The sequence below is a fragment of the Methylophilus sp. Leaf408 genome (genome assembly GCF_916856905.1).
Lineage (GTDB): Bacteria > Pseudomonadota > Gammaproteobacteria > Burkholderiales > Methylophilaceae > Methylophilus.
Genome location: NZ_CAKASK010000001.1, coordinates 1777051 through 1799891 on the forward strand (window position 1 = coordinate 1777051; position 22841 = coordinate 1799891).

The 22841-nt window shown below is 46.8% G+C and carries 33 protein-coding genes; all 33 read right to left on the bottom strand.

The features are described 5' to 3' along the window. Nucleotides 1-4: 4 nt before the first annotated feature. A complete protein-coding gene (gene rplQ / locus LPA26_RS08280) occupies nucleotides 5-394 on the bottom strand; it encodes a 50S ribosomal protein L17 (RefSeq protein WP_229007976.1) in 390 nt (129 codons plus the stop codon). 32 nt (nucleotides 395-426) lie between these two features. Continuing rightward, nucleotides 427-1413: a DNA-directed RNA polymerase subunit alpha gene (gene rpoA, locus LPA26_RS08285; protein ID WP_055827085.1), complete on the bottom strand. Its 987-nt coding sequence runs from the start codon at nucleotides 1411-1413 to the stop codon at nucleotides 427-429. Between the two features lie 56 nt (nucleotides 1414-1469). Then, on the bottom strand, nucleotides 1470-2099 hold the full coding sequence (gene rpsD, locus LPA26_RS08290) for a 30S ribosomal protein S4 (protein ID WP_055827088.1): 630 nt from the start codon (nucleotides 2097-2099) through the stop codon (nucleotides 1470-1472). Nucleotides 2100-2147: 48 nt separating this feature from the next. Beyond that, nucleotides 2148-2537, bottom strand: a complete 390-nt coding sequence (rpsK, locus tag LPA26_RS08295; RefSeq protein ID WP_018986256.1) for a 30S ribosomal protein S11 — start codon at nucleotides 2535-2537, stop codon at nucleotides 2148-2150. A 39-nt stretch (nucleotides 2538-2576) separates the two neighbouring features. Further along, nucleotides 2577-2939: a 30S ribosomal protein S13 gene (gene rpsM, locus LPA26_RS08300; protein ID WP_055872193.1), complete on the bottom strand. Its 363-nt coding sequence runs from the start codon at nucleotides 2937-2939 to the stop codon at nucleotides 2577-2579. Between the two features lie 110 nt (nucleotides 2940-3049). Beyond that, nucleotides 3050-3163, bottom strand: a complete 114-nt coding sequence (rpmJ, locus tag LPA26_RS08305; RefSeq protein WP_081620790.1) for a 50S ribosomal protein L36 — start codon at nucleotides 3161-3163, stop codon at nucleotides 3050-3052. 107 nt (nucleotides 3164-3270) lie between these two features. Then, nucleotides 3271-4584: a preprotein translocase subunit SecY gene (gene secY, locus LPA26_RS08310; protein WP_055827094.1), complete on the bottom strand. Its 1314-nt coding sequence runs from the start codon at nucleotides 4582-4584 to the stop codon at nucleotides 3271-3273. A 24-nt stretch (nucleotides 4585-4608) separates the two neighbouring features. Beyond that, a complete protein-coding gene (rplO, locus tag LPA26_RS08315; protein WP_055827096.1) occupies nucleotides 4609-5046 on the bottom strand; it encodes a 50S ribosomal protein L15 in 438 nt (145 codons plus the stop codon). Further along, nucleotides 5046-5243: a 50S ribosomal protein L30 gene (rpmD, locus tag LPA26_RS08320; protein ID WP_055827098.1), complete on the bottom strand. Its 198-nt coding sequence runs from the start codon at nucleotides 5241-5243 to the stop codon at nucleotides 5046-5048. The genes rplO and rpmD overlap by 1 nt, the downstream gene beginning before the upstream one ends. A gap of 2 nt (nucleotides 5244-5245) precedes the next feature. Further along, nucleotides 5246-5752 carry a 30S ribosomal protein S5 gene (gene rpsE, locus LPA26_RS08325; RefSeq protein WP_055827101.1) on the bottom strand — a complete coding sequence of 169 codons (507 nt, stop codon included), beginning with the start codon at nucleotides 5750-5752 and terminating at the stop codon, nucleotides 5246-5248. A 14-nt stretch (nucleotides 5753-5766) separates the two neighbouring features. Then, on the bottom strand, nucleotides 5767-6120 hold the full coding sequence (gene rplR / locus LPA26_RS08330) for a 50S ribosomal protein L18 (RefSeq protein ID WP_055827104.1): 354 nt from the start codon (nucleotides 6118-6120) through the stop codon (nucleotides 5767-5769). Nucleotides 6121-6181: 61 nt separating this feature from the next. Next, on the bottom strand, nucleotides 6182-6715 hold the full coding sequence (gene rplF, locus LPA26_RS08335) for a 50S ribosomal protein L6 (RefSeq protein ID WP_055827109.1): 534 nt from the start codon (nucleotides 6713-6715) through the stop codon (nucleotides 6182-6184). A gap of 12 nt (nucleotides 6716-6727) precedes the next feature. Beyond that, a complete protein-coding gene (gene rpsH / locus LPA26_RS08340; RefSeq protein WP_055827112.1) occupies nucleotides 6728-7123 on the bottom strand; it encodes a 30S ribosomal protein S8 in 396 nt (131 codons plus the stop codon). 14 nt (nucleotides 7124-7137) lie between these two features. Further along, entirely contained in the window at nucleotides 7138-7443 is a 306-nt protein-coding gene (gene rpsN / locus LPA26_RS08345; RefSeq protein WP_055827115.1) for a 30S ribosomal protein S14, read from the bottom strand. A 3-nt stretch (nucleotides 7444-7446) separates the two neighbouring features. Next, nucleotides 7447-7986 carry a 50S ribosomal protein L5 gene (gene rplE, locus LPA26_RS08350; RefSeq protein ID WP_055827118.1) on the bottom strand — a complete coding sequence of 180 codons (540 nt, stop codon included), beginning with the start codon at nucleotides 7984-7986 and terminating at the stop codon, nucleotides 7447-7449. Nucleotides 7987-7994: 8 nt separating this feature from the next. After that, nucleotides 7995-8312, bottom strand: coding sequence for a 50S ribosomal protein L24 (gene rplX, locus LPA26_RS08355; RefSeq protein WP_055827121.1), 318 nt, complete (start codon nucleotides 8310-8312; stop codon nucleotides 7995-7997). 17 nt (nucleotides 8313-8329) lie between these two features. Further along, nucleotides 8330-8698 (bottom strand): 50S ribosomal protein L14, encoded by a 369-nt coding sequence (gene rplN / locus LPA26_RS08360; RefSeq protein WP_019881229.1) that lies wholly within the window; start codon nucleotides 8696-8698, stop codon nucleotides 8330-8332. 205 nt (nucleotides 8699-8903) lie between these two features. Beyond that, complete coding sequence (rpsQ, locus tag LPA26_RS08365) at nucleotides 8904-9161, bottom strand: 30S ribosomal protein S17 (RefSeq protein ID WP_082488120.1); 258 nt, start codon at nucleotides 9159-9161, stop codon at nucleotides 8904-8906. Next, nucleotides 9158-9352 carry a 50S ribosomal protein L29 gene (gene rpmC / locus LPA26_RS08370; protein ID WP_055827124.1) on the bottom strand — a complete coding sequence of 65 codons (195 nt, stop codon included), beginning with the start codon at nucleotides 9350-9352 and terminating at the stop codon, nucleotides 9158-9160. Before rpmC ends, rpsQ begins: the two co-directional genes overlap by 4 nt. 11 nt (nucleotides 9353-9363) lie before the next feature. Further along, the gene (gene rplP / locus LPA26_RS08375; RefSeq protein WP_055827127.1) at nucleotides 9364-9780 is read right to left on the bottom strand and encodes a 50S ribosomal protein L16; all 417 of its coding nucleotides are present in this window, start codon (nucleotides 9778-9780) and stop codon (nucleotides 9364-9366) included. Further along, nucleotides 9764-10477 carry a 30S ribosomal protein S3 gene (gene rpsC, locus LPA26_RS08380; RefSeq protein ID WP_055827131.1) on the bottom strand — a complete coding sequence of 238 codons (714 nt, stop codon included), beginning with the start codon at nucleotides 10475-10477 and terminating at the stop codon, nucleotides 9764-9766. Before rpsC ends, rplP begins: the two co-directional genes overlap by 17 nt. A gap of 1 nt (nucleotide 10478) precedes the next feature. Next, a complete protein-coding gene (rplV, locus tag LPA26_RS08385) occupies nucleotides 10479-10817 on the bottom strand; it encodes a 50S ribosomal protein L22 (RefSeq protein WP_055827133.1) in 339 nt (112 codons plus the stop codon). A 9-nt stretch (nucleotides 10818-10826) separates the two neighbouring features. Further along, complete coding sequence (gene rpsS, locus LPA26_RS08390) at nucleotides 10827-11102, bottom strand: 30S ribosomal protein S19 (protein ID WP_055827137.1); 276 nt, start codon at nucleotides 11100-11102, stop codon at nucleotides 10827-10829. A gap of 5 nt (nucleotides 11103-11107) precedes the next feature. Further along, nucleotides 11108-11941 (bottom strand): 50S ribosomal protein L2, encoded by an 834-nt coding sequence (gene rplB / locus LPA26_RS08395; RefSeq protein ID WP_055827140.1) that lies wholly within the window; start codon nucleotides 11939-11941, stop codon nucleotides 11108-11110. Between the two features lie 11 nt (nucleotides 11942-11952). Then, nucleotides 11953-12267 (bottom strand): 50S ribosomal protein L23, encoded by a 315-nt coding sequence (gene rplW / locus LPA26_RS08400; RefSeq protein WP_055827143.1) that lies wholly within the window; start codon nucleotides 12265-12267, stop codon nucleotides 11953-11955. Continuing rightward, complete coding sequence (gene rplD, locus LPA26_RS08405) at nucleotides 12264-12890, bottom strand: 50S ribosomal protein L4 (protein WP_055827144.1); 627 nt, start codon at nucleotides 12888-12890, stop codon at nucleotides 12264-12266. The genes rplW and rplD overlap by 4 nt, the downstream gene beginning before the upstream one ends. After that, complete coding sequence (gene rplC / locus LPA26_RS08410; RefSeq protein WP_055827147.1) at nucleotides 12890-13540, bottom strand: 50S ribosomal protein L3; 651 nt, start codon at nucleotides 13538-13540, stop codon at nucleotides 12890-12892. Before rplC ends, rplD begins: the two co-directional genes overlap by 1 nt. Nucleotides 13541-13678: 138 nt before the next feature. After that, complete coding sequence (rpsJ, locus tag LPA26_RS08415; protein WP_011478646.1) at nucleotides 13679-13987, bottom strand: 30S ribosomal protein S10; 309 nt, start codon at nucleotides 13985-13987, stop codon at nucleotides 13679-13681. 57 nt (nucleotides 13988-14044) lie between these two features. Beyond that, a complete protein-coding gene (gene tuf / locus LPA26_RS08420) occupies nucleotides 14045-15235 on the bottom strand; it encodes an elongation factor Tu (RefSeq protein ID WP_229007977.1) in 1191 nt (396 codons plus the stop codon). Nucleotides 15236-15272: 37 nt separating this feature from the next. Next, entirely contained in the window at nucleotides 15273-17366 is a 2094-nt protein-coding gene (fusA, locus tag LPA26_RS08425) for an elongation factor G (RefSeq protein ID WP_229007978.1), read from the bottom strand. A gap of 54 nt (nucleotides 17367-17420) precedes the next feature. Further along, entirely contained in the window at nucleotides 17421-17891 is a 471-nt protein-coding gene (gene rpsG, locus LPA26_RS08430) for a 30S ribosomal protein S7 (RefSeq protein WP_019881216.1), read from the bottom strand. Nucleotides 17892-17987: 96 nt separating this feature from the next. Then, complete coding sequence (rpsL, locus tag LPA26_RS08435) at nucleotides 17988-18371, bottom strand: 30S ribosomal protein S12 (protein WP_018987692.1); 384 nt, start codon at nucleotides 18369-18371, stop codon at nucleotides 17988-17990. Between the two features lie 197 nt (nucleotides 18372-18568). Continuing rightward, complete coding sequence (gene rpoC, locus LPA26_RS08440; protein ID WP_055872283.1) at nucleotides 18569-22828, bottom strand: DNA-directed RNA polymerase subunit beta'; 4260 nt, start codon at nucleotides 22826-22828, stop codon at nucleotides 18569-18571. Nucleotides 22829-22841: the final 13 nt, after the last annotated feature.

Genomic DNA, 22841 nt, shown 5'->3' on the forward strand with positions numbered 1-22841 from the left:
CAGATTATTCTGCAGCTGCTGGCGCTTCTGTGATTTCTGGGCGGTCAACCAACTCAACAAACGCCATTGGCGCATTGTCACCGTTACGGAAACCACATTTCAGAATACGCAAGTAACCACCATTGCGTGCGTTGTAACGTGGGCCGAGTTCACCGAACAATTTGCCAACGATATCACGGTCACGCAAACGGCTGAATGCCAGGCGACGATTTGCCAATGTCGGTGTTTTGCCTAAAGTGATCAAAGGCTCTGCATATTTACGCAGTTCTTTTGCTTTTGGCAAAGTAGTCTTGATGACTTCGTGACGCAGCAAAGAGGTCACCATGTTGCGGAACATAGCAGCGCGGTGGCTACTTGTTCTGTTCAATTTACGATTGCTATTACCGTGACGCATAGTAATTCCTTAAGTATTTATCTTATTAGAAATTAAGCTTTTTCCAAGCCAACAGGTGGCCAGTTTTCAAGCTTCATTCCCAGTGTTAAGCCTTTGGAGGCCAACACATCTTTAATTTCATTTAATGATTTTCTGCCCAGGTTTGGAGCTTTCAACAGCTCGTTTTCTGTACGTTGAATCAAATCACCAATGTAAAAAATGTTTTCTGCTTTGAGGCAGTTTGCAGAACGTACTGTCAATTCCAGATCATCCACTGGACGCAACAGGATAGGATCAACCTGTGGTGCAGCTTTTACTTCTACATCTGCAGAAGCACCTTCCAGATTCGCAAATACTGACAACTGGCCAATCAAAATACGTGCTGCATCGCGAATGGCCTGCTCTGGCTCGATAATGCCGTTGGTTTCAACGTCCATAATCAATTTGTCCAGGTCGGTACGTTGCTCAACACGTGCGCTCTCAACATGGTAGCTGACCTTGTTGATCGGGCTGAAAGAAGCATCCACCATCATGAAACCTAATACACGGTCTTCATCGTTAGCTTTCTGGCGAGCTGGTACAGGTTGATAACCACGACCCATTTCAATCTTCACTTCCAGATTCAACTTACCACCTTTGGTGATATGTGCAATCACGTGATTCGGATTGACAATTTCAGCGTCATGTCCAACTTCGAAGTCACCAGCAGTGACAATTCCTTCACCAGACTTGCTTAATACCAAGATGGTTTCAGTCTTGTTGTGCAGTTTTAATGCAACACCTTTAAGGTTCAACAAGATATCAACCACGTCTTCCTGAACGCCTTCAATCGTAGAGTACTCATGTACTACACCATCGATTTTTACTTCTGTAATGGCAAAACCTGGGATAGAAGATAAAAGAACTCTTCTTAAAGCGTTACCCAATGTATAGCCGAAACCTCGCTCCATTGGTTCTAAAGTCACACGGGCGCGCAGAGGATTAATTACCTCAACATCAACTACACGTGGCTTCAAATATTCTGTAGGGCTATTTTGCATATATTTCCTTGGAGTAATTGGGTATAAACAAATAAACCTTAGTCTGAACTAAGTGATTACTTAGAATACAACTCAACGATCAATGACTCATTGATAGTAACTGGCAACTCATCACGCTGAGGCTTAGCCTTGTACATACCACTCAATGCCTTGATGTTGACGTCCAACCACTCAGGAAAGCCGCGTTGCTCAGCCGCTTCAACTGCAGCTTTAATACGCAATTGCGATTTAGCCTTTTCTGAAACACTGATCAAATCACCTGCTTTGACCTGGTAAGAAGGGATGTTCACACGTTTGCCATTTACCAGAATGCTGTTATGACGTACAACCTGACGAGCTTCAGAACGAGAACCTGCCAGCCCCATACGATAAGCGACATTGTCTAAACGTGATTCCAGCAATTGCAATAAGCTCTCGCCGGTAATGCCTTTTTGACCATCTGCTTTTGCGTAATAAGCACGGAATTGGCCTTCCAATACTCCGTAGATACGACGCACTTTTTGTTTCTCACGCAACTGCACACCATAGTCTGACATACGTGCGACGCGACGCTGGCCATGCTGACCAGGTGCGAAGTTACGCTTTTCAATTGCGCATTTATCTGTAAAGCATTTTTCAGCTTTCAGAAACAACTTCTCACCTTCTCGACGGCATTGGCGGCATTTAGGGTCTAGATTTCTAGCCAAAATATTCTCCGTTAATTAATTCGCTGATAATGAAATCAGTGAATTGAATTAAATTCTGCGTTTCTTTGGTGGGCGGCAACCGTTGTGCGGCACTGGTGTTACATCAGTAATGCTGGTGATTTTGAAACCAGCAGCATTCAATGCACGTACAGCAGATTCGCGACCTGGGCCTGGACCCTTGATGCGCACTTCTAGATTTTTGACACCAGACTCTTGTGCCGCTTTACCAGCCACTTCTGAAGCTACTTGAGCTGCAAAAGGAGTACTTTTACGTGAGCCTTTAAAGCCTTGGCCGCCTGATGTTGCCCATGACAAGGCATTACCTTGACGATCAGTAATCGTAATAATCGTATTGTTAAAAGAAGCGTGTACGTGGGCGATACCCTCGGCAATGTTCTTTTTAACTTTTTTTCTAACGCGTACATTAGCTTTTGCCATGTTGTACTGTCCTTAATATCTAACTAATGTTCAAAAAGATTATTTAGCTTGTTTAATAGCCTTAACAGGGCCTTTACGCGTACGTGCATTGGTCTTGGTACGCTGTCCACGGACAGGTAGACCACGACGATGACGGATACCGCGGTAGCAACCCAGATCCATCAAACGCTTGATGTTCATAGTCACTTCACGGCGCAAGTCACCTTCAACAGTGAACTTGGCAACTTCGTCACGCAGCTTTTCCACTTCTGAATCGCTCAGATCTTTAACTTTAGATGTCGTTTGTACACCTGCTGCTGCACAGATTTTTTGCGCAGTGTTACGGCCAATACCGTAAATAGAGGTCAAAGCGATTTCTGCATGTTTGTGGTTTGGGATATTCACCCCGGCAATACGAGCCATACTTAAACTCCAATAATCAATCGTTCATCACGATTAAACTTGTGCGTAGAAAAGAAAAGCCGCATATTATATCAGCCAATCCAGACCCTCACAAGGAATTGTTATACCAATTAACCTTGACGTTGTTTATGACGCGGGTCGGTACAAATAATACGAACAACACCGCGACGTCTAACGACTTTACAGTTACGGCACAATGTTTTAACTGATGCGCGAACTCTCATCTTATTTCCTTTAGTTAATTCACTTACTTTGTGCGGAATGTCATTCACACACGGGTTAAATCATTTAGCCTGATCTTGCTGCAACCCCGCCAACCGGCAAAGTGTATTTAGCGACCAGATCCTTTAAAGTTTGCTTTTTTGAGCAAGCCTTCATATTGCTGAGACATCAAATGTGATTGCACCTGTGTCATAAAGTCCATGGTGACCACTACAATAATCAGCAAAGATGTGCCGCCAAAATAGAATGGTGTATTAAATTTCAGCACCAGGAATTCTGGCAACAAACAAACCAGCGTAATGTACAGAGCACCAATCAAGGTTAAACGACCCATGATGCGATCAATATATTTAGCTGTTTGATCACCAGGGCGAATACCAGGTACAAATGCACCACTCTTCTTCAAGTTATCTGCCGTTTCTTTAGGGTTAAACACTAAAGCGGTATAGAAAAACGCAAAGAACAAAATCGCTGCTGCAAATAATAAAATATACAGTGGCTGACCAGGTGACAGTTTCGCACTGACATCTTTCAACCAATACATATGCTCACTACTTCCGAACCAACCAGCCAAGGTTGCCGGGAACAAAATAATACTTGAAGCGAAAATTGGCGGAATCACACCAGCCATATTCAGCTTCAAAGGCAGGTGGGTAGATTGACCGCCATAAATACGGTTACCAACCTGACGCTTAGCGTAATTCACTGTAATCTTGCGTTGTCCCCGCTCAACAAACACGACTAAAGCGGTCACTAAAATCACAGCAACAAACAGGAACATCACCAATGGTATAGAGAATGCACCGGTCTTCGCCAAATCCAGGGTACTGCCAATCGCATGCGGCAAACCAGCCACGATACCTGCAAAAATGATAATTGAAATACCATTACCAATGCCGCGTTCAGTAATCTGCTCACCTAACCACATCAAAAACATCGTGCCAGCTACCAGGGTTGTCACCGCAGTAATACGGAAACCTAAACCTGGATCAAGCACCAGCCCAGCCTGACCTTCAAGTGCAATGGCGATACCTAGTGCCTGGAATGTCGCCAGCAACACAGTGCCATAGCGCGTGTATTTGGTAATTTGCCGACGTCCGGCTTCACCTTCTTTTTTCAACTGTTCCAGCTGCGGTGAAACCACAGTCAGCAACTGCATGATAATAGAAGCTGAAATGTAAGGCATGATTCCGAGTGCAAACACGGTAAACCGTGACAATGCACCACCGGAGAACATGTTGAACATCCCAAGAATGCCATCCTTTTGTGTGTCAAACAGCTGCTTCAACACTGTTGGATCAATGCCTGGCACCGGAATATGAGCGCCTAGTCGATAAACAATCAACGCCCCCAACAAGAACCACAAACGGCTTTTTAATTCACCAAGTTTGCTAACGGAACTTAAAATATTATCCTGTGCCAAGCTGATACTCTCTTATGACAACAATTAAACTTCGAGTACTTTGCCGCCAGCGGATTCGATGGCTGCTTTAGCACCTTTGGTCAACAACAAACCTTGTACTTGTACTTTAGCAGTCACTTCACCTGACAGGTACACCTTCACTGCCTTGGCTGATGCTGGAACTAACTTAGCTGCTTTCAAAGACAAGATGTCAATGACTTCACCTTCAGCCAGAGACAATTCGCTCGTACGGATACGGGCTGTGTCATCACGGGTTAAAGAGTTGAAACCACGTTTAGGCAAACGGCGTTGCAAAGGCATTTGACCACCTTCGAAACCTACCTTGTGGAAACCACCGGCACGTGACTTTTGACCTTTGTGACCACGGCCACCAGTTTTACCTAAACCGGAACCAATGCCACGACCTAAACGACGACGTTCTTTCTTAGCGCCTTCTGCAGGCTTAATCGTGTTCAATTGCATTATGCTTCAACCTTTAAAAGATAGCTTACAGCATTGATCATGCCGCGGATTTCAGGCGTATCTTGCACTTCAACTGTGTGGTGCATGCGACGCAGACCTAAGCCACGTACTGTTGCTTTATGCGCTTCAATACGACCAATTAAACTTCTTACCAACGTCACTTTTAAAGTCACGTTCTCTTTTTTTGCTTTAGCCATGATTAACCTCTGATTTCTTCTAAGGTCTTGCCACGTTTAGCAGCAATTTCAGCTGGTGTGTTCATGGAAGCCAGACCGTTCAAGGTTGCACGTACCAGATTGTAAGGGTTGGTGGAACCAAGACTCTTAGCAATCACGTTAGTGATACCCATCACTTCAAAAATAGCGCGCATCGTACCACCAGCGATGATACCGGTACCTTCAGAGGCAGGCTGGATCAGTACTTTAGCTGCACCGTGCACACCGGTAACAGCGTGATACAAAGTACCATTTTTCAAATTCACTTTTACCATGCTGCGACGGGCTTCATCCATGGCTTTTTGTACAGCCACTGGCACTTCACGTGCCTTACCTTTACCCATACCAACAGTGCCATCGCCATCACCAACTACGGTCAATGCAGCGAAGCTCATGATACGACCACCCTTAACCGTCTTGCTTACACGGTTAACAGTAATCATTTTTTCACGCAAACCGTCAGTTTGCTGCTGTTCAAAATCTTTTGCCATTCTTATCTCACCTATTAGAATTTGAGACCATGTTCACGAGCCGCATCAGCCAAAGCTTTAATGCGACCGTGATACTTGTAACCTGAACGATCAAAAGCAACGTCAGTGATGCCGGCTTTTACAGCTTTTTCAGCAATACGTTTGCCAATCAAGGTTGCAGCTTCGATGTTGCCACCATTTTTCAGTTGTTGACGCACTTCAGCCTCAACGGTAGATGCACTCGCCAATACGCGATCACCAGTTTCAGTAATGATCTGAGCATAAATATTGGTATTGGTGCGATGTACACTCAAACGTGTAACTTTTAACTCGGCGATTTTGGCACGGGTTTTACGTGCTCTGCGCAAGCGGTTATTTACGTTTTTCATTGAATTTACCTTTAATATTGATTCACTGTTCAGGCTATTGTCTAACCTATAAGTGCTTTACTTATTTTTTCTTGGTCTCTTTAATGACGACCACTTCATCCGCATAACGAACACCCTTGCCTTTATATGGCTCTGGAGCACGGTAGCCACGGATCTGCGCTGCAACCTGGCCAAGCACTTGCTTGTTAGCCCCGGTCAACACAACCTCTGTTGGCGTAGGCGTTTGCACAGTCACACCTTCAGGCATCTTGTGGTTGATAGGATGTGAGTAACCTAATTCAAGATTCAAAGTTGAGCCTTGAGCATTAGCTTTGTAACCCACACCAATCAGTGTCAATTTACGGGTAAAACCAGCTGAAACACCTTGGACCATGTTCGCCAATAAAGCGCGCACAGTACCAGACATTGCTCGCGAATGCTGTGTTTCATTGTTGGCTTTTACCAGCAACTGTTCACCATCACGAGTCACAGTAATATCTGCTGACAACGCTTGGTTTAATTTACCCAGAGGACCGCTTACTGCGATCTCAGCAGGAGAGATAACGACTTCCACCTTGGCAGGAATCGTAACCGGATTTTTAGCAACACGTGACATATCAAACTCCTCTTAAGCCACGATGCACAGAACTTCACCACCGATACCGGCAGCTTGTGCTTTACGATCAGTCATTACGCCACGTGAAGTAGAGACGATAGTTACGCCTAAACCGTTCATCACGCGTGGGATGTTTTGACTACCTTTATAAATACGCAGACCTGGCTTGGATACGCGCTCAATTTTCTCAATCACTGGACGACCAGCGTAGTATTTGAGGCTGATGTTCAAAACAGGCTTACCTTCGTTGGCTTGAACATTGAAATCTTCAATGTAGCCTTCGTCTTTTAATACATTTGCAATGGCGCCTTTAACTTTAGACGCAGGCATTGATACTGTAGGCTTATTCGTACGTTGCGCGTTACGAATACGGGTCAACATATCGGCAATCGGATCACTCATACTCATGTTCTATTCCTCCGTTACCAGCTGGCCTTGGTGACACCTGGTACGTGACCAGCCATCATCAACTTACGCAACTCATTACGTGCGATACCAAATTTACTGAACACACCACGTGGACGACCAGTCAATGCACAACGATTACGTGTACGCACTGGGCTGGAATTACGTGGCAAACTTTGCAATTTTGAACGTGCAGCAAAACGATCTTCAACGCTTGCATTTTGGTTGTTGATAATTTCAACCAATTCAGCGCGTTTGGCTGCATATTTTTTTACGGTTTCGCGACGCTTTTGCTCGCGCTCTGTCATACATACTTTTGCCATGACTTAACCTCTAAATGGGAAACTAAATGCAGCCAACAGTGCTTTTGCTTCTTCGTCTGTTTGAGCTGTCGTTGTAATGGTGATATTCATCCCGCGCAATACATCGATTTTGTCGTATTCAATTTCCGGGAAAATAATTTGCTCTTTAACACCCATGTTGTAGTTACCACGGCCATCAAAAGATTTTGCAGAAATACCACGGAAGTCACGAATACGTGGGATAGCCACGGTAATCAGACGATCAAGGAATTCATACATACGCTCACGACGCAATGTGACTTTGCAACCAACAGGATAGTCATCACGGATTTTAAAAGCGGCAACAGACTTTTTAGCCTTAGTTACGATCGCTTTTTGACCAGCAATTTTTTCCATATCGGCAACTGCGTGCTCCATAACTTTTTTATCAGCTACAGCTTCGCCTACACCCATGTTCAGGGTAATTTTTTCGATACGTGGCACCTGCATTGAAGAGGTGTAACCAAATTGTTCAGTCAACTTGGGAACCACTGTATCGTTATAGAACTGTTTTAAACGTGCCATATGTATTCCTATGCGTCGATAGACTCGCCGCTAGATTTGTAAACACGAATCTTGCGACCATCTTCGAGTACCTTAAAACCAACACGATCAGCTTTTTTAGTTGCAGCGTTATAAATCGCCACATTAGAAATGTCCAAAGGCATTTCTTTGCTGATGATGCCACCAGTAACACCACGCATAGGGTTAGGACGAGTGTGTTTTTTTACCACATTCAGACCTTCCACCACTACATGGCCGGTTGGCAAGACGTTCAAAACAGCACCTGTTTTACCTGCGTCTTTACCTGTATTCAAAATGACTTGGTCACCTTTGCGAATTTTGCTCATTTATCGTCTCCAGCCTATTACAGCACTTCAGGCGCTAATGAAACGATCTTCATGAAGCGCTCACTGCGCAACTCACGTGTCACCGGGCCAAAAATACGTGTACCAATTGGCTCAAGCTTGTTGTTCAACAAGACTGCAGCATTGGCATCGAATTTAACTAAGGAACCATCCGGGCGACGTACACCTTTAGCAGTGCGTACAACCACAGCGTTGTAGATTTCACCTTTTTTGACGCGACCACGCGGAGCAGCATCTTTAATGCTAACTTTGATGATGTCGCCAATGCTGGCATAACGACGCTTGGAACCACCCAAGACCTTGATACACTGCACGGAACGCGCACCAGTGTTATCGGCCACTTCAAGCCGAGATTGCATTTGAATCATGAGAAATAATCTCCAACTTAATCCGTTATAACCACTACCAGCCGCCTGTTTTTGAATTCGCATTCAAAAACACGTTACGGCCAATAGACCACGGTCAGTATTGGGGTGCCAGCTACATGCCATCTAAGGCGGGCACCGAAAAGTCCAACATTATACAACTAAAAAAACGCTTGTGACAAGCGCTTTTCCAGTTATATTTGAAGCCTTACTTAGCTTCGATTTTGCTTACTACCCAAGACTTAGTCTTGGAGTATGGGCGTGATTCAGTAATTGTGACTAAATCGCCTTCTTGACATGCATTACTTTCGTCATGTGCATGAAATTTGTTCGATTTAGAAACCACTTTACCAATCAGAGGGTGTTTTACTTTACGCTCGACAAGCACAGTCACGGTTTTATCCATCTTGTTGCTTACCACGCGACCAGTCAAACTGCGTACAACTTTCGCCTTTTCAGTCATCATGCTTGTTTCGCCTTCTCAGCCAGCACGGTTTTAACGCGAGCTACATCTTTACGCACTTTACCCAGCTGATCTGCTTTGTTCAATTGTTGAGTCGCCAGTTGCATGCGCAGTGAAAACTGTGCGCGACGCAATTCAACCAACTCGGTATTCAGCTCTTCAGCTGATTTTGCTCGAAATTCTGAAGCTTTCATTTCACTACTCCTTAACTACCGATTTGACGGGTCATGAATGTAGTTTCAATTGGCAACTTAGCAGCAGCCAGTTTGAAAGCTTCGCGAGCCAACTCTTCGCTCACGCCATCCATCTCGTACAACATTTTGCCTGGCTGAATTTGAGCGATGTAGTAATCAACACTACCTTTACCATTACCCATACGCACTTCAGCAGGTTTTTTAGAAATTGGCTGATCAGGGAATACGCGGATCCAGACGCGGCCACCACGCTTAATGTGACGAGTCATCACACGACGCGCAGCTTCGATCTGACGTGCGGTCAAACGACCGCGACCAATCGCTTTTAAACCAAATTCACCAAAGCTTACCTTGTTACCAGTAGTCGCAATACCTTTATTGCGACCCTTTTGCATCTTGCGGTATTTCTGTCTAGCTGGTTGCAGCATCTTTAGCCCTCGGCTTTCTTACTTTTTTCTCTGGTTCAGCATCAGCAACAGCAGCATTAGCCGCGTTATCACCGAAAATCTCACCTTTGAATACCCAAACTTTAATCCCGATAATACCGTAGGTGGTAGAAGCCTCTGCCACACCATAGTCGATATCAGCACGCAGTGTATGGAGAGGCACACGGCCTTCGCGATACCACTCGGTACGTGCAATTTCGATACCATTCAAACGACCGGAACTCATAATCTTGATGCCTTGTGCACCCAAACGCATTGCATTTTGCATTGCGCGTTTCATGGCACGACGGAACATCACACGCTTTTCCAATTGCTGAGCAATGGATTGCGCAATCAACGTGGCGTCCAGCTCAGGCTTACGCACTTCTTCAATGTTCAGATGAACTGGAACGCCCATCAAACCTTGCAGAGAAGAACGCAAAGACTCAATGTCTTCACCTTTTTTACCAATCACCACACCTGGACGGGCGCTGTGAATAGTAATTTTTGCATTTTTAGCTGGGCGCTCGATAATGATTTTGCTTACAGCAGCGCTCGCCAGTTTCTTGTTCAGGAACTCGCGCACTTTGATGTCGCCTTGCAACATCGCAGGGAAGTTCTGGCTATTTGAGTACCAACGTGACGCCCAGTTTTTCTGGACGCTCAAACGGAACCCAATTGGATGAATTTTCTGTCCCATATTATTCCTTTGAGTCACCGACTGTCACATGAATATGACATGTTGGTTTCGTAATACGACCAGCGCGACCTTTTGCACGTGCACGGATACGTTTCATGACAATGCCTTTATCAACGTAAATTGAAGTCACCTTCAATGCGTCAATATCAGCCCCATTGTTATGCTCGGCATTGGCAATCGCAGACAGAACCACTTTTTTGATGATCTCGGCACCACGCTTAGGCGTGAATTCAAGAATATTCAAAGCGTGATCTACTTTTTTGCCACGCACCAAGTCGGCCACCAGACGCGCTTTTTGCGGAGAAAGGTGTACGCCTTTTAAAACTGCAGTAACTTGCATATCAGCCCCTTACTTCTTCGCTTTTTTATCAGCCGCGTGCCCTTTGAATGTGCGGGTTAACGCAAATTCGCCAAGCTTGTGACCAACCATGTTTTCAGAAATCAGCACAGGCACATGTTGTCTACCGTTGTGCACTGCGATGGTTAAACCAATAAAGTCAGGCAATACAGTCGAACGACGAGACCAAGTTTTGATTGGCTTTCTATCGCGGTTCGCTGACGCAGTTTCGACTTTCTTAGCCAAGTGAGCGTCCACAAATGGACCTTTTTTAACAGAACGTGCCATAGCGATTACCTTACATTTCTCGGACGACGACTTACGCGCATGTTATCAGTACGCTTATTCTTACGTGTACGATAACCCTTAGTTTTCTGACCCCATGGTGAAACCGGGTTCATACCTGCAGCAGTACGGCCTTCACCACCACCGTGCGGGTGATCAACCGGGTTCATCACCACACCGCGAACGGTTGGGCGAATACCACGCCAGCGCATAGCACCAGCTTTACCGATAGAACGCAGTGAATGCTCTTCGTTACCCACTTCACCCAAAGTTGCTTTGCAGTCAACGTGCACACGGCGAACTTCACCGGAACGCAAACGCAACTGAGCGTAAGCACCTTCACGTGCCAGCAACTGAACAGAAGTACCGGCTGAACGTGCAATCTGCGCGCCTTTGCCTGGCTGGATTTCGATACAATGAATCGTGCTACCGACAGGAATGTTGCGTAATGGCAATGCATTACCAGCACGGATAGGCGCTTCAGAACCGCTCACCAGTTGTGCACCGGCAGCAATGCCACGTGGGGCAATGATGTAACGACGCTCGCCATCTGCGTAGCACAGCAACGCAATGTTAGCTGTACGGTTTGGATCGTATTCGATACGCTCTACAGTCGCAGGAATACCATCTTTGTTACGACGGAAGTCGATCACACGGTAATGCTGCTTATGACCGCCACCTTGGTGACGGGTTGTGATGCGGCCGTTGTTATTACGACCAGCATTTTTACTTTGACTTTCCAACAGCGGCGCGTAAGGCTTGCCTTTGTGCAAATCAGGTGTAACAACCTTCAATACACCACGACGACCGGGGGAAGTTGGTTTGACTTTAACTAATGCCATGTCTTCTCTCCTTATTCGCCAGCTGCAAAATTAATTTCTTGACCTGGCTTCAGGCTAACATAAGCCTTTTTCCAGTCACTACGCTTACCCGTACGACGGCCAGCACGCTTTACTTTACCTGCGACGTTAATCACAGACACAGAAGCCACTTCAACCTTGAACACCAATTCAACTGCCGCCTTGATTTCTGGCTTGGTTGCATCAGTACGTACTTTAAAAGCGATTTGCTGATGTTTGTCAGCAATGAAAGTCGCCTTCTCGGTAATTTGTGGTGCCAAAATCACTTGCAATAAACGATCTTGAGTTTTGGTTGCTGCGGTAATCATGCCAAGATCTCCTCTAGTTTCTTCACTGCGCCAGCAGTTACTAAAACGTTAGGGAAACGCACTAGGCTAACTGGATCAGCAAACTGCGCTTCAACTACCAATACATTTGGCAGGTTACGGGAAGACAAGTACAAGTTCTCATCAAAACCGTCAATCAACAGCAATACACCGCCGTCAACGCCCAGAGCATTGATTTTTTGTACCAGTTGTTTTGTTTTTGGCGTATCAACAGTAAATGTGTCTACAACCTTCAAACGATCCTGACGCACCAACTCAGACAAAATAGTCTGCATACCAGCACGGTAAGCCTTGCGGTTTACTTTGTGGCTGTAGTTTTCGTTAGGGCTATTAGGGAATGCACGACCACCTCCGCGCCAGATCGGGCTGGAAGTCATACCAGCACGAGCGTTACCAGTACCCTTTTGCGCATATGGCTTGTGGGTAGTATGGGCAACGGTAGCACGTGTTTTTTGTGCACGGGTTGCTGTACGGGCATTCGCCATGTAAGCAACGACAACTTCGTGCACCAGGGACTCGTTAAACTCACGACCAAAAGTTACGTCAGACGCATCAACGCCTTTTTTAGCAACCTTGCCGTTCAGATCAATCAGTTTTAATTCCATTATGCAGCCCCTTTCGCTTTGATGGCTGGACGTACAACAACATTGCCACCTTTGGAGCCAGGTACGGAACCTTTAATCAATAACAGATTACGCTCAACGTCTACACGAACGATTTCTAGGTTTTGGGTAGTAACTTTAATGTCACCCAAATGACCAGGCATGCGCTTACCAGGGAATACTCGACCCGGATCCTGCGCCATACCGATAGAACCAGGTACGTTATGTGAACGTGAGTTACCGTGAGAAGCACGGTTAGAGGAGAAGTTATGACGTTTAATCGCACCGGCAAAACCTTTACCGATGGATGTACCTGTCACGTCTACCAATTGACCAACAGAGAAAATATCAACAGTGACATTTCCGCCTACTTGGAAATTGGCCAGAACATCTTCAGCCACATTGAATTCTTTGATACCAGCACCGGCAGTTACGCCAGCTTTGGCAAAGTGCCCAGTCAACGCCTTGTTGATACGACTAGCACGACGCTCGCCGTATGCAACTTGCAGGCCTGTATAGCCATCAGTTGCAACTGTCTTTACTTGTGTCACGCGGTTAGGGATCACTTCCAGCACTGTTACAGGAACGCTTGCGCCTTCATCTGTAAAAATGCGGGTCATGCCCACCTTGCGACCAATAAGCCCTAAGCTCATGATCAGTTCCTTATAATAGTTTAAAGCGGACGATTACAATTGACCGTCCACCGAAGAGCGCGGATTATACCGAACTATTCTTGGTTTGACAACAGCCTTTTGTTTTAAAAGGCCATTCCCAGAATAACAACTTTAGAATTAAAGCTTGATTTCTACATCCACACCAGCTGGTAGATCCAGCTTCATCAATGCATCCACTGTTTTATCAGTAGGGTCAACGATGTCCATCAAACGTTGATGGGTACGGATTTCGAATTGGTCACGTGAAGTTTTGTTCACGTGTGGGGAACGCAGAATATCAAAGCGCTCAATACGCGTCGGCAATGGTACCGGACCTTTTACTACAGCACCCGTACGTTTCGCAGTTTCAACGATTTCCAGAGCAGATTGATCGATCAGACGATAATCAAAAGCTTTAAGACGGATACGAATTTTTTGAGCTGCCATGTTTTTTCCTTTAAAGAGCAAAAGCGGCAGGAAATTCCTGCCGCCTGTATAAATTAATTACTCGATGATTTTAGCGACGACGCCAGCACCAACGGTACGACCACCTTCACGGATAGCGAAGCGCAAGCCGTCTTCCATCGCGATTGGCGCAATCAGCGCTACCGAGATAGAAACGTTATCACCTGGCATCACCATTTCGGTACCTGCTGGCAATTCAACTGCACCAGTCACGTCAGTCGTACGGAAGTAGAACTGTGGACGGTAGCCGTTGAAGAATGGTGTATGACGACCACCTTCATCTTTACCCAACACGTAGATCTCTGCTGTGAATTTAGTGTGTGGCTTGATTGAACCTGATTTTGACAATACTTGACCACGTTCGATATCTTCACGTTTTGTACCACGCAGCAATACACCTACGTTGTCGCCTGCCTGACCTTGGTCCAGCAGTTTACGGAACATTTCAACACCGGTACATGTCGTCTTAACAGTTGGTTTGATACCAACGATTTCGATTTCGTCACCGACTTTAACAATACCACGCTCGATACGGCCTGTTACTACAGTACCACGGCCTGAGATAGAGAATACATCTTCTACTGGCATCAGGAAGGTACCGTCGATGGCACGCTCTGGCATTGGGATGTAGCTGTCTAAAGCTTCAGCCAGTCTGAAGATGGCTGGTTCGCCGATCTCTGATTGGTCGCCTTCCAAAGCCAGCTTAGCTGAACCGTGGATGATTGGTGTGTCATCACCTGGGAAGTCGTATTTGCTTAGCAATTCACGCACTTCCATTTCAACCAACTCTAACAATTCAGCATCATCAACCATGTCTGCTTTGTTCAGGAACACGATGATGTATGGAACACCAACTTGGCGTGCCAACAGGATGTGCTCACGTGTTTGTGGCATCGGGCCGTCAGCAGCTGAACATACCAGGATTGCACCGTCCATCTGGGCAGCACCGGTAATCATGTTTTTTACATAGTCGGCGTGACCTGGACAGTCAACGTGGGCGTAGTGACGGTTAGCTGTCTCGTACTCAACGTGCGCTGTGTTGATGGTAATACCACGTGCTTTTTCTTCTGGCGCCGCGTCAATCTGATCGTAAGCCTTCGCTTCACCACCAAATTTCTTAGTCAATACAGTGGTGATAGCCGCTGTCAATGTTGTCTTACCGTGGTCAACGTGACCAATCGTACCAACGTTCACGTGTGGCTTGGTACGTTCGAATTTGCCTTTTGCCATGATGTTTTCCTTTTATTTAATACTTTAATTTAATCAATTATTTTTTGTTGATGATTGCTTCAGCAACGTTTTTCGGTGCGTCAGAGTAGTGCTTGAATTCCATGCTGTATGTGGCACGACCTTGTGACAAGGAACGTACTACAGTGGAATAACCAAACATCTCAGACAATGGCACTTCTGCTTTAATCGCTTTACCGCCACCAGGCATGTCATCCATACCCTGGATGATGCCGCGACGGGATGACAAGTCACCCATCACATCACCCATGTAGTCTTCAGGCGTTTCAACTTCAACCGCCATCATTGGCTCAAGCAACACTGGATCCGCTTTACGCATACCGTCTTTGAAACCAATAGAAGCCGCCATTTTAAATGCGTTTTCGTTGGAGTCAACGTCATGGTATGAACCATCAAACAAGGTAACTTTTACGTCAACTACCGGGAAACCAGCCAGGATACCTGCAGGAATGGTTTCACGCAGACCTTTTTCAACCGCCGGAATAAATTCACGCGGCACAGTACCACCTTTGATCTGGTCAATGAACTCAAAGCCTTTACCAGCTTCGTTAGGTTCCATTTTGAGCCATACGTGACCGTATTGACCCTTACCACCGGATTGCTTAACGAATTTACCTTCAACTTCAACTGATTTGCGAATCGCTTCACGGTAAGCCACTTGTGGCGCACCCACGTTAGCCTCAACATTGAATTCACGACGCATACGGTCTACCAGAATTTCCAGGTGTAACTCACCCATACCGGAAATAATTGTCTGGCCAGACTCTTCATCTGAACGCACGCGGAATGAAGGATCCTCTTGTGCCAAACGGCCCAACGCCAAGCCCATTTTTTCCTGGTCACTTTTGGTTTTTGGTTCAACAGCCACGTGAATCACTGGCTCTGGGAATACCATACGCTCAAGAATGATAGGCTTGTCTGGCGAACATAAAGATTCACCAGTGGTTACATCTTTCAAGCCGATACAGGCGGCGATGTCACCAGCCAACACCTCTTCAACCTCTTCACGGTTGTTAGCGTGCATCTGAACGATACGGCCGATACGCTCTTTTTTATTCTTGATAGAGTTAAGAACTGTATCACCCTTGTTCAAAACGCCAGAGTAAACACGGATAAACGTCAATTGACCAACGAACGGATCCGTCATCAACTTAAATGCCAGTGCAGAGAAGCCTTCTTTGTCGTCAGCTTTACGGCTTGCAGGCTTACCGTAGTCATCCTCACCGGTCACATCATCAATATCAATCGGTGATGGCAAGAAATCAACAACCGCGTCCAACATACGTTGCACACCTTTGTTTTTAAATGCTGAGCCACACAACATAGGCTGAATTTCGCCAGCAATGGTACGTGTACGCAGACCTAAAACGATTTCTTTCTCTTCCAGCTCACCGTTTTCCAGGTATTTGTTCATCAGGTCTTCGCTAGCTTCAGCAGCTGACTCAACCATTTGCTCACGCCATTTATTAGCAGTCTCAACCAAATCAGCAGGAATGTCACCGTATGTGAATTTCATGCCTTGAGAAGCCTCATCCCAGATGATGGCTTTCATTTTAAGCAGGTCAACCACACCAGTGAATGTATCTTCGCGACCAATAGGAATCACCACCGGCACAGGGTTAGCGCGCAGGCGCGTTTTCATTTGCTCTACGACTTTGAAGAAATCGGCACCGGAACGGTCCATTTTATTGACAAAGGCCAGACGAGGCACTTTGTACTTGTTGGCCTGACGCCATACAGTTTCTGATTGTGGCTGTACGCCACCTACTGCACAGTAAACCATGCAGGCACCATCCAGCACACGCATGGAACGCTCTACCTCAATGGTAAAGTCCACGTGCCCCGGGGTATCAATAATGTTGAATCGATGCTCAGGCAATGAAAGGTCCATGCCTTTCCAGAAACAGGTTGTCGCAGCTGAAGTAATGGTAATACCACGCTCCTGCTCTTGTTCCATCCAGTCCATGGTGGCTGCACCATCGTGCACCTCACCAATTTTATGGTTTACACCTGTATAGAACAGAATACGTTCTGTAGTGGTTGTTTTACCAGCATCAATGTGCGCTGAAATACCAATATTACGGTAGCGTTCAATAGGGGTTTTGCGTGCCACGGTAGTTTACCTTTGCTATCAATTCAACTAATTATTAAAGAACGAGTCGTTTAATTAAAAACGGAAGTGTGAGAACGCTTTGTTAGCTTCTGCCATACGGTGAACTTCTTCACGCTTCTTCATTGCTGAACCACGGCCTTCAGAGGCCTCGATCAACTCAGCAGCCAAACGCAGGCCCATAGATTTTTCGCCACGCTTACGCGCTGCATCGCGCAACCAACGCATTGCCAACGCACTGCGACGGCTTGGGCGCACTTCTACTGGCACCTGATAGTTTGCACCACCAACACGGCGGCTCTTAACTTCAACAACAGGACGCAGATTATTCAACGCTGTGGTGAATAATTCCAGCGGGTCCTTACCGCTCTTGCTGGCCACCTGATCAAAGGCACCGTAAATGATACGTTCAGCAACAGATTTCTTACCACCTGTCATCAGCACATTTACAAACTTGGACACTTCCTGGCTACCAAATTTTGGATCCGGCAAGATAATACGTTTGGGGACTTCTCTACGTCTTGGCATAACATTCTCTTTTCAATTAAATTTTTGCTAGCAATTACACTCGCAAGGCATTTCAGCCGCTATAAAAAATGGAAATAACTTGAGCAAGCTTAAAAATTAAGCTTTAGCTTCTTTAGGACGCTTAGCACCGTATTTGGAACGTGACTGTTTACGGTCTTTAACACCAGCCGTATCCAAGCTACCACGCACCATATGGTAACGCACACCTGGCAAGTCTTTTACACGACCACCGCGCAGCAATACCACGCTATGCTCTTGCAGGTTATGGCCTTCACCACCGATATAGCTAATGACTTCGTAACCATTGGTCAAACGAACCTTAGCAACCTTACGCAAGGCGGAGTTTGGTTTTTTTGGTGTTGTGGTGTACACACGAGTACATACACCACGCTTTTGTGGGCAAGCTTCCAAAGCTGGAACCTTGCTCTTGGTAACCACTTTAACGCGTGGCTTACGTACTAACTGATTAATGGTTGGCATTGCCTTAACCTCTTCACCTTTTTTTAAGAACCACCATTTGAGCAGGAAGACTCAGGTATGGTGGCATATCAACAACAATGCCTTATTGAGACAATAAGGCCATTCTGAGAAACCCAGCATTTTAGTAAATGAGTCAAGGGGTGTCAAGCATTATTCATGCGAGACACCCCTTGAGAACAGGGACAACAGTGATCGAATTACTCGGCCGCGCTATCGTCTGCAGCAGTCTCTTCTACCGCCACTTCAGGTGCAAACATCGCTTCAGCCGCCAACATGGCTTGTGAAGGTTCTGCCACGTTTGGTGTCAGTGATGCAATCGCTGCACGCTTGCGGGACTCATGATAAGCCAAGCCCGTACCTGCAGGAATCAGACGACCCACAATGACGTTTTCCTTCAAGCCACGCAGATCATCGCGTTTGCCCAGGATTGCTGCTTCCGTCAACACGCGTGTGGTTTCCTGGAAGGAAGCTGCCGAGATGAATGAATCTGTAGACAACGAAGCTTTAGTAATACCCAGCAAAACGTACTCGAAAGTTGCCGGACGTTTATCTTCAGCCACTACGCGTTCATTTTCTGTCAGCAGATCAGCGCGCTCAACTTGCTCACCCGTAATGAAACCGGTATCAGCAGCATCCGTCACTCTGACACGACGCAACATCTGACGCACAATTACTTCGATGTGCTTGTCGTTAATCTTCACGCCTTGCAAGCGGTAAACGTCTTGCACCTCGTCGATGATGTAACGTGCCAGTGCTTCACGACCTTGCAGGCGCAAGATATCTTGCGGATCTGCCGGGCCGTCAACAATTGACTCACCTTTAGTGACCACTTGACCGTCATGCGCGGTTACGTGCTTGTCTTTAGCAATCAGGAATTCGCTGGTAATACCATCAAGATCAGTAATCACCAGGCGTTGTTTACCTTTGGTATCTTTACCGAACGAAACAGTACCAGTCACCTCAGCCAGCATGCCGGCATCTTTCGGTGAACGTGCTTCGAACAGTTCAGCTACGCGTGGCAGACCACCGGTAATATCACGGGTTTTGGAAGATTCTTGCGGGATACGTGCCAGCACTTCACCCACGCCAACTTCCTGACCATCTTTGACCGTAATAATGCAACCCAGCTGGAAAGTCACGTTAACTGGCGTATCAGTACCAGCAACTTTCACTTCCACACCGTTAGCATCCAGCAATTTAACTTGTGGACGCAGGCCTTTTGACGAACCAGCACGCTGCTTAGGATCGATAACCACCAGTGATGACAAACCGGTTACTTCATCCACCTGTTTGGCAACGGTCACACCCTCTTCAACGTTCTCGAACTTCACATGACCAGCGTACTCGGTAATAATCGGGCGGGTATGTGGATCCCATGTCGCCAATGCCTGGCCGGCTTTCACTGTTTTACCATCAGTGATGGTCAGTGTCGCACCGTAAGGCACTTTATGGCGTTCACGTTCACGGCCATTGTCTTCAGAAATCACCACTTCACCGTTACGAGAAATCACGATTTGCTCGTTACGTGAGTTAGTCACATAGCGCATGGTTGACGTAAAGCCAGCCACACCATTCGACTTACTCTCAACCTGTGACACTGAAGCCGCACGTGATACCGCACCACCGATGTGGAAGGTACGCATAGTCAACTGAGTACCTGGCTCACCGATAGATTGCGCTGCGATCACACCAACGGATTCACCGATGCTGATCAGCTTGCCGCGACCCAGGTCACGACCGTAACACTTGGCACAAATACCGTAACGTGTGTCGCAAGTCAGTGCTGTACGTACTTTGACTTCGTCGATACCCAGGGCATCGATTTTTTCAACTTCGTCTTCACCCAGCAATGTACCGGCTGCGTAAACCACTTCCTGCGTTTCAGGATGCAATACATCCAGCGCTGCAGTACGGCCCAGGATACGGTCATGCAATGGCTCAACGACTTCACCGCCTTTAACCAGCGCTTTTGTCACCAAGCCATCAACGGTGCCGCAATCGATCTGTGTGACTACCAGATCTTGTGTCACGTCTACCAGACGACGGGTCAGGTAACCTGAGTTCGCTGTTTTCAATGCCGTATCAGCCAAACCTTTACGGGCACCATGGGTAGAAATAAAATACTGCAACACGTTCAGGCCATCACGGAAGTTCGCCTTAATTGGCGTTTCAATGATAGAGCCATCAGGTTTCGCCATCAGGCCACGCATACCAGCCAGCTGGCGTACCTGCGCCGCAGAACCACGGGCACCGGAGTCGGCCATCATGTAAATCGCGTTAAATGATTCCTGACGGACAACTTTGCCGTCTTTCTTCACTACGTTACCGTCAGCGTCTTTCACATCTTCTTCGCGTAGCTGTTTCATCATGGCATCAGCCACTTTGTCACCGGCACGGCCCCAAATATCAACCACCTTGTTGTAACGCTCGCCTTGGGTTACCAGACCGGAAACATACTGGTCTTCAATTTCCTTCACTTCAGCGTCAGCAGCAGCAATCAATTGCTCTTTCTCTGGCGGCACCAACATATCGTTAATGCTGATAGAAATACCTGCTTTAGTCGCGTAGGAATAACCTGTGTACATCAGTTTGTCAGCAAAAATGACTGTCTCGCGGATGCCCACTTTACGGAAGCTGGCGTTGATCAGGCGTGAAATCTCTTTCTTTTTCAGTGCCTTGTCAATGTAGCTGTATGGCAAGCCAGGCGGCAGGATTTCAGACAGCAATGCACGACCAACCGTGGTATTGTAACGATTGATTTTTTCGGTTTTTTCACCGGCAACATCCAGCTCAAACTCTTTAATACGCACAGTCACCTTGGCATGCAGATCAATCAGACCCTGGTCGTACACACGTTGTACTTCCTTGATATCACTGAAGATCATGCCTTCGCCACGAGCAGCCACTTTTTCGCGGGTCATGTAGTACAGACCCAACACGATATCCTGTGACGGCACAATGATTGGTTCACCGTTGGCTGGAGACAGCACGTTGTTAGATGCCAGCATCAATGTGCGTGCTTCCATTTGCGCTTCCAGGCTCAATGGTACGTGGACAGCCATCTGGTCACCGTCAAAGTCGGCGTTAAAGGCTGAACACACCAATGGGTGCAGCTGGATCGCTTTACCTTCGATCAATACCGGCTCAAATGCCTGGATACCCAGACGGTGCAGAGTAGGCGCACGGTTCAACAGCACCGGATGTTCGCGAATCACGTCTTCAAGGATATCCCAGACTTCTGGTCCTTCCTCTTCAACTTTCTTCTTCGCCGCTTTAATCGTTGTCGCTAAACCTAGCACTTCCAGTTTGTGGAAGATGAATGGTTTGAACAGTTCCAGCGCCATTTTCTTAGGCAAACCGCATTGGTGCAATTTCAACTGTGGACCAACCACAATCACGGAACGACCGGAGTAGTCCACGCGTTTGCCCAGCAAGTTTTGACGGAAACGACCGCCCTTACCTTTGATCATGTCAGCCAGTGATTTCAGCGGACGCTTGTTAGCACCCGTCATCACTTTACCGCGACGGCCGTTGTCCAGCAGTGAATCCACCGCTTCTTGCAACATACGTTTTTCGTTACGCACGATGATTTCCGGCGCTTTCAGCTCCAGCAGGCGTTTCAAACGGTTGTTACGGTTAATCACGCGACGATACAGGTCATTCAGGTCAGACGTAGCGAAACGGCCACCATCCAGCGGTACCAACGGACGCAATTCTGGCGGCAATACCGGCAGGATTTCCAGGATCATCCACTCTGGCTTGATGCCGGATTTCTGGAACGCTTCCAGCACTTTCAGGCGCTTGGCGATTTTCTTGATCTTGGCTTCAGAGCCAGTCGCAGACAATTCGCTACGCAGGGTTTCGATTTCACGGTTGATGTCCATCGTGCGCAACAGCTCACGAATCGCTTCAGCACCCATTACGGCGTTGAATTCGTCGCCGTATTCTTCCACCTTGGCGATATAGTCATCTTCTGTCAGCAATTGACCACGTGTCAGCGGTGTCATGCCTGGGTCGATCACGATGAATGCTTCAAAGTACAATACACGCTCGATATCACGCAGGGCAATATCCAGCACCATACCCAAGCGGCTAGGCAAGGATTTCAGGAACCAGATATGCGCGACTGGTGAAGCCAGCTCAATATGGCCCATACGCTCACGACGTACTTTGCTCAAGGTGACTTCAACACCACACTTCTCGCAAATCACACCACGGTGTTTCAGGCGTTTGTACTTACCGCACAAGCACTCGTAATCCTTGATAGGACCAAAGATTTTGGAGCAGAACAAACCGTCCCGCTCAGGTTTGAAGGTACGGTAGTTGATAGTTTCTGGCTTTTTAACCTCGCCATAGGACCATGAACGGATTTTTTCAGGTGAAGCTAACGCGATCTTGATCGCATCGAACTCTTCTTCTTGCGTAACCTGTTTAAATAAATCTAATAACGCTTTCATAGAGACTCTCCTT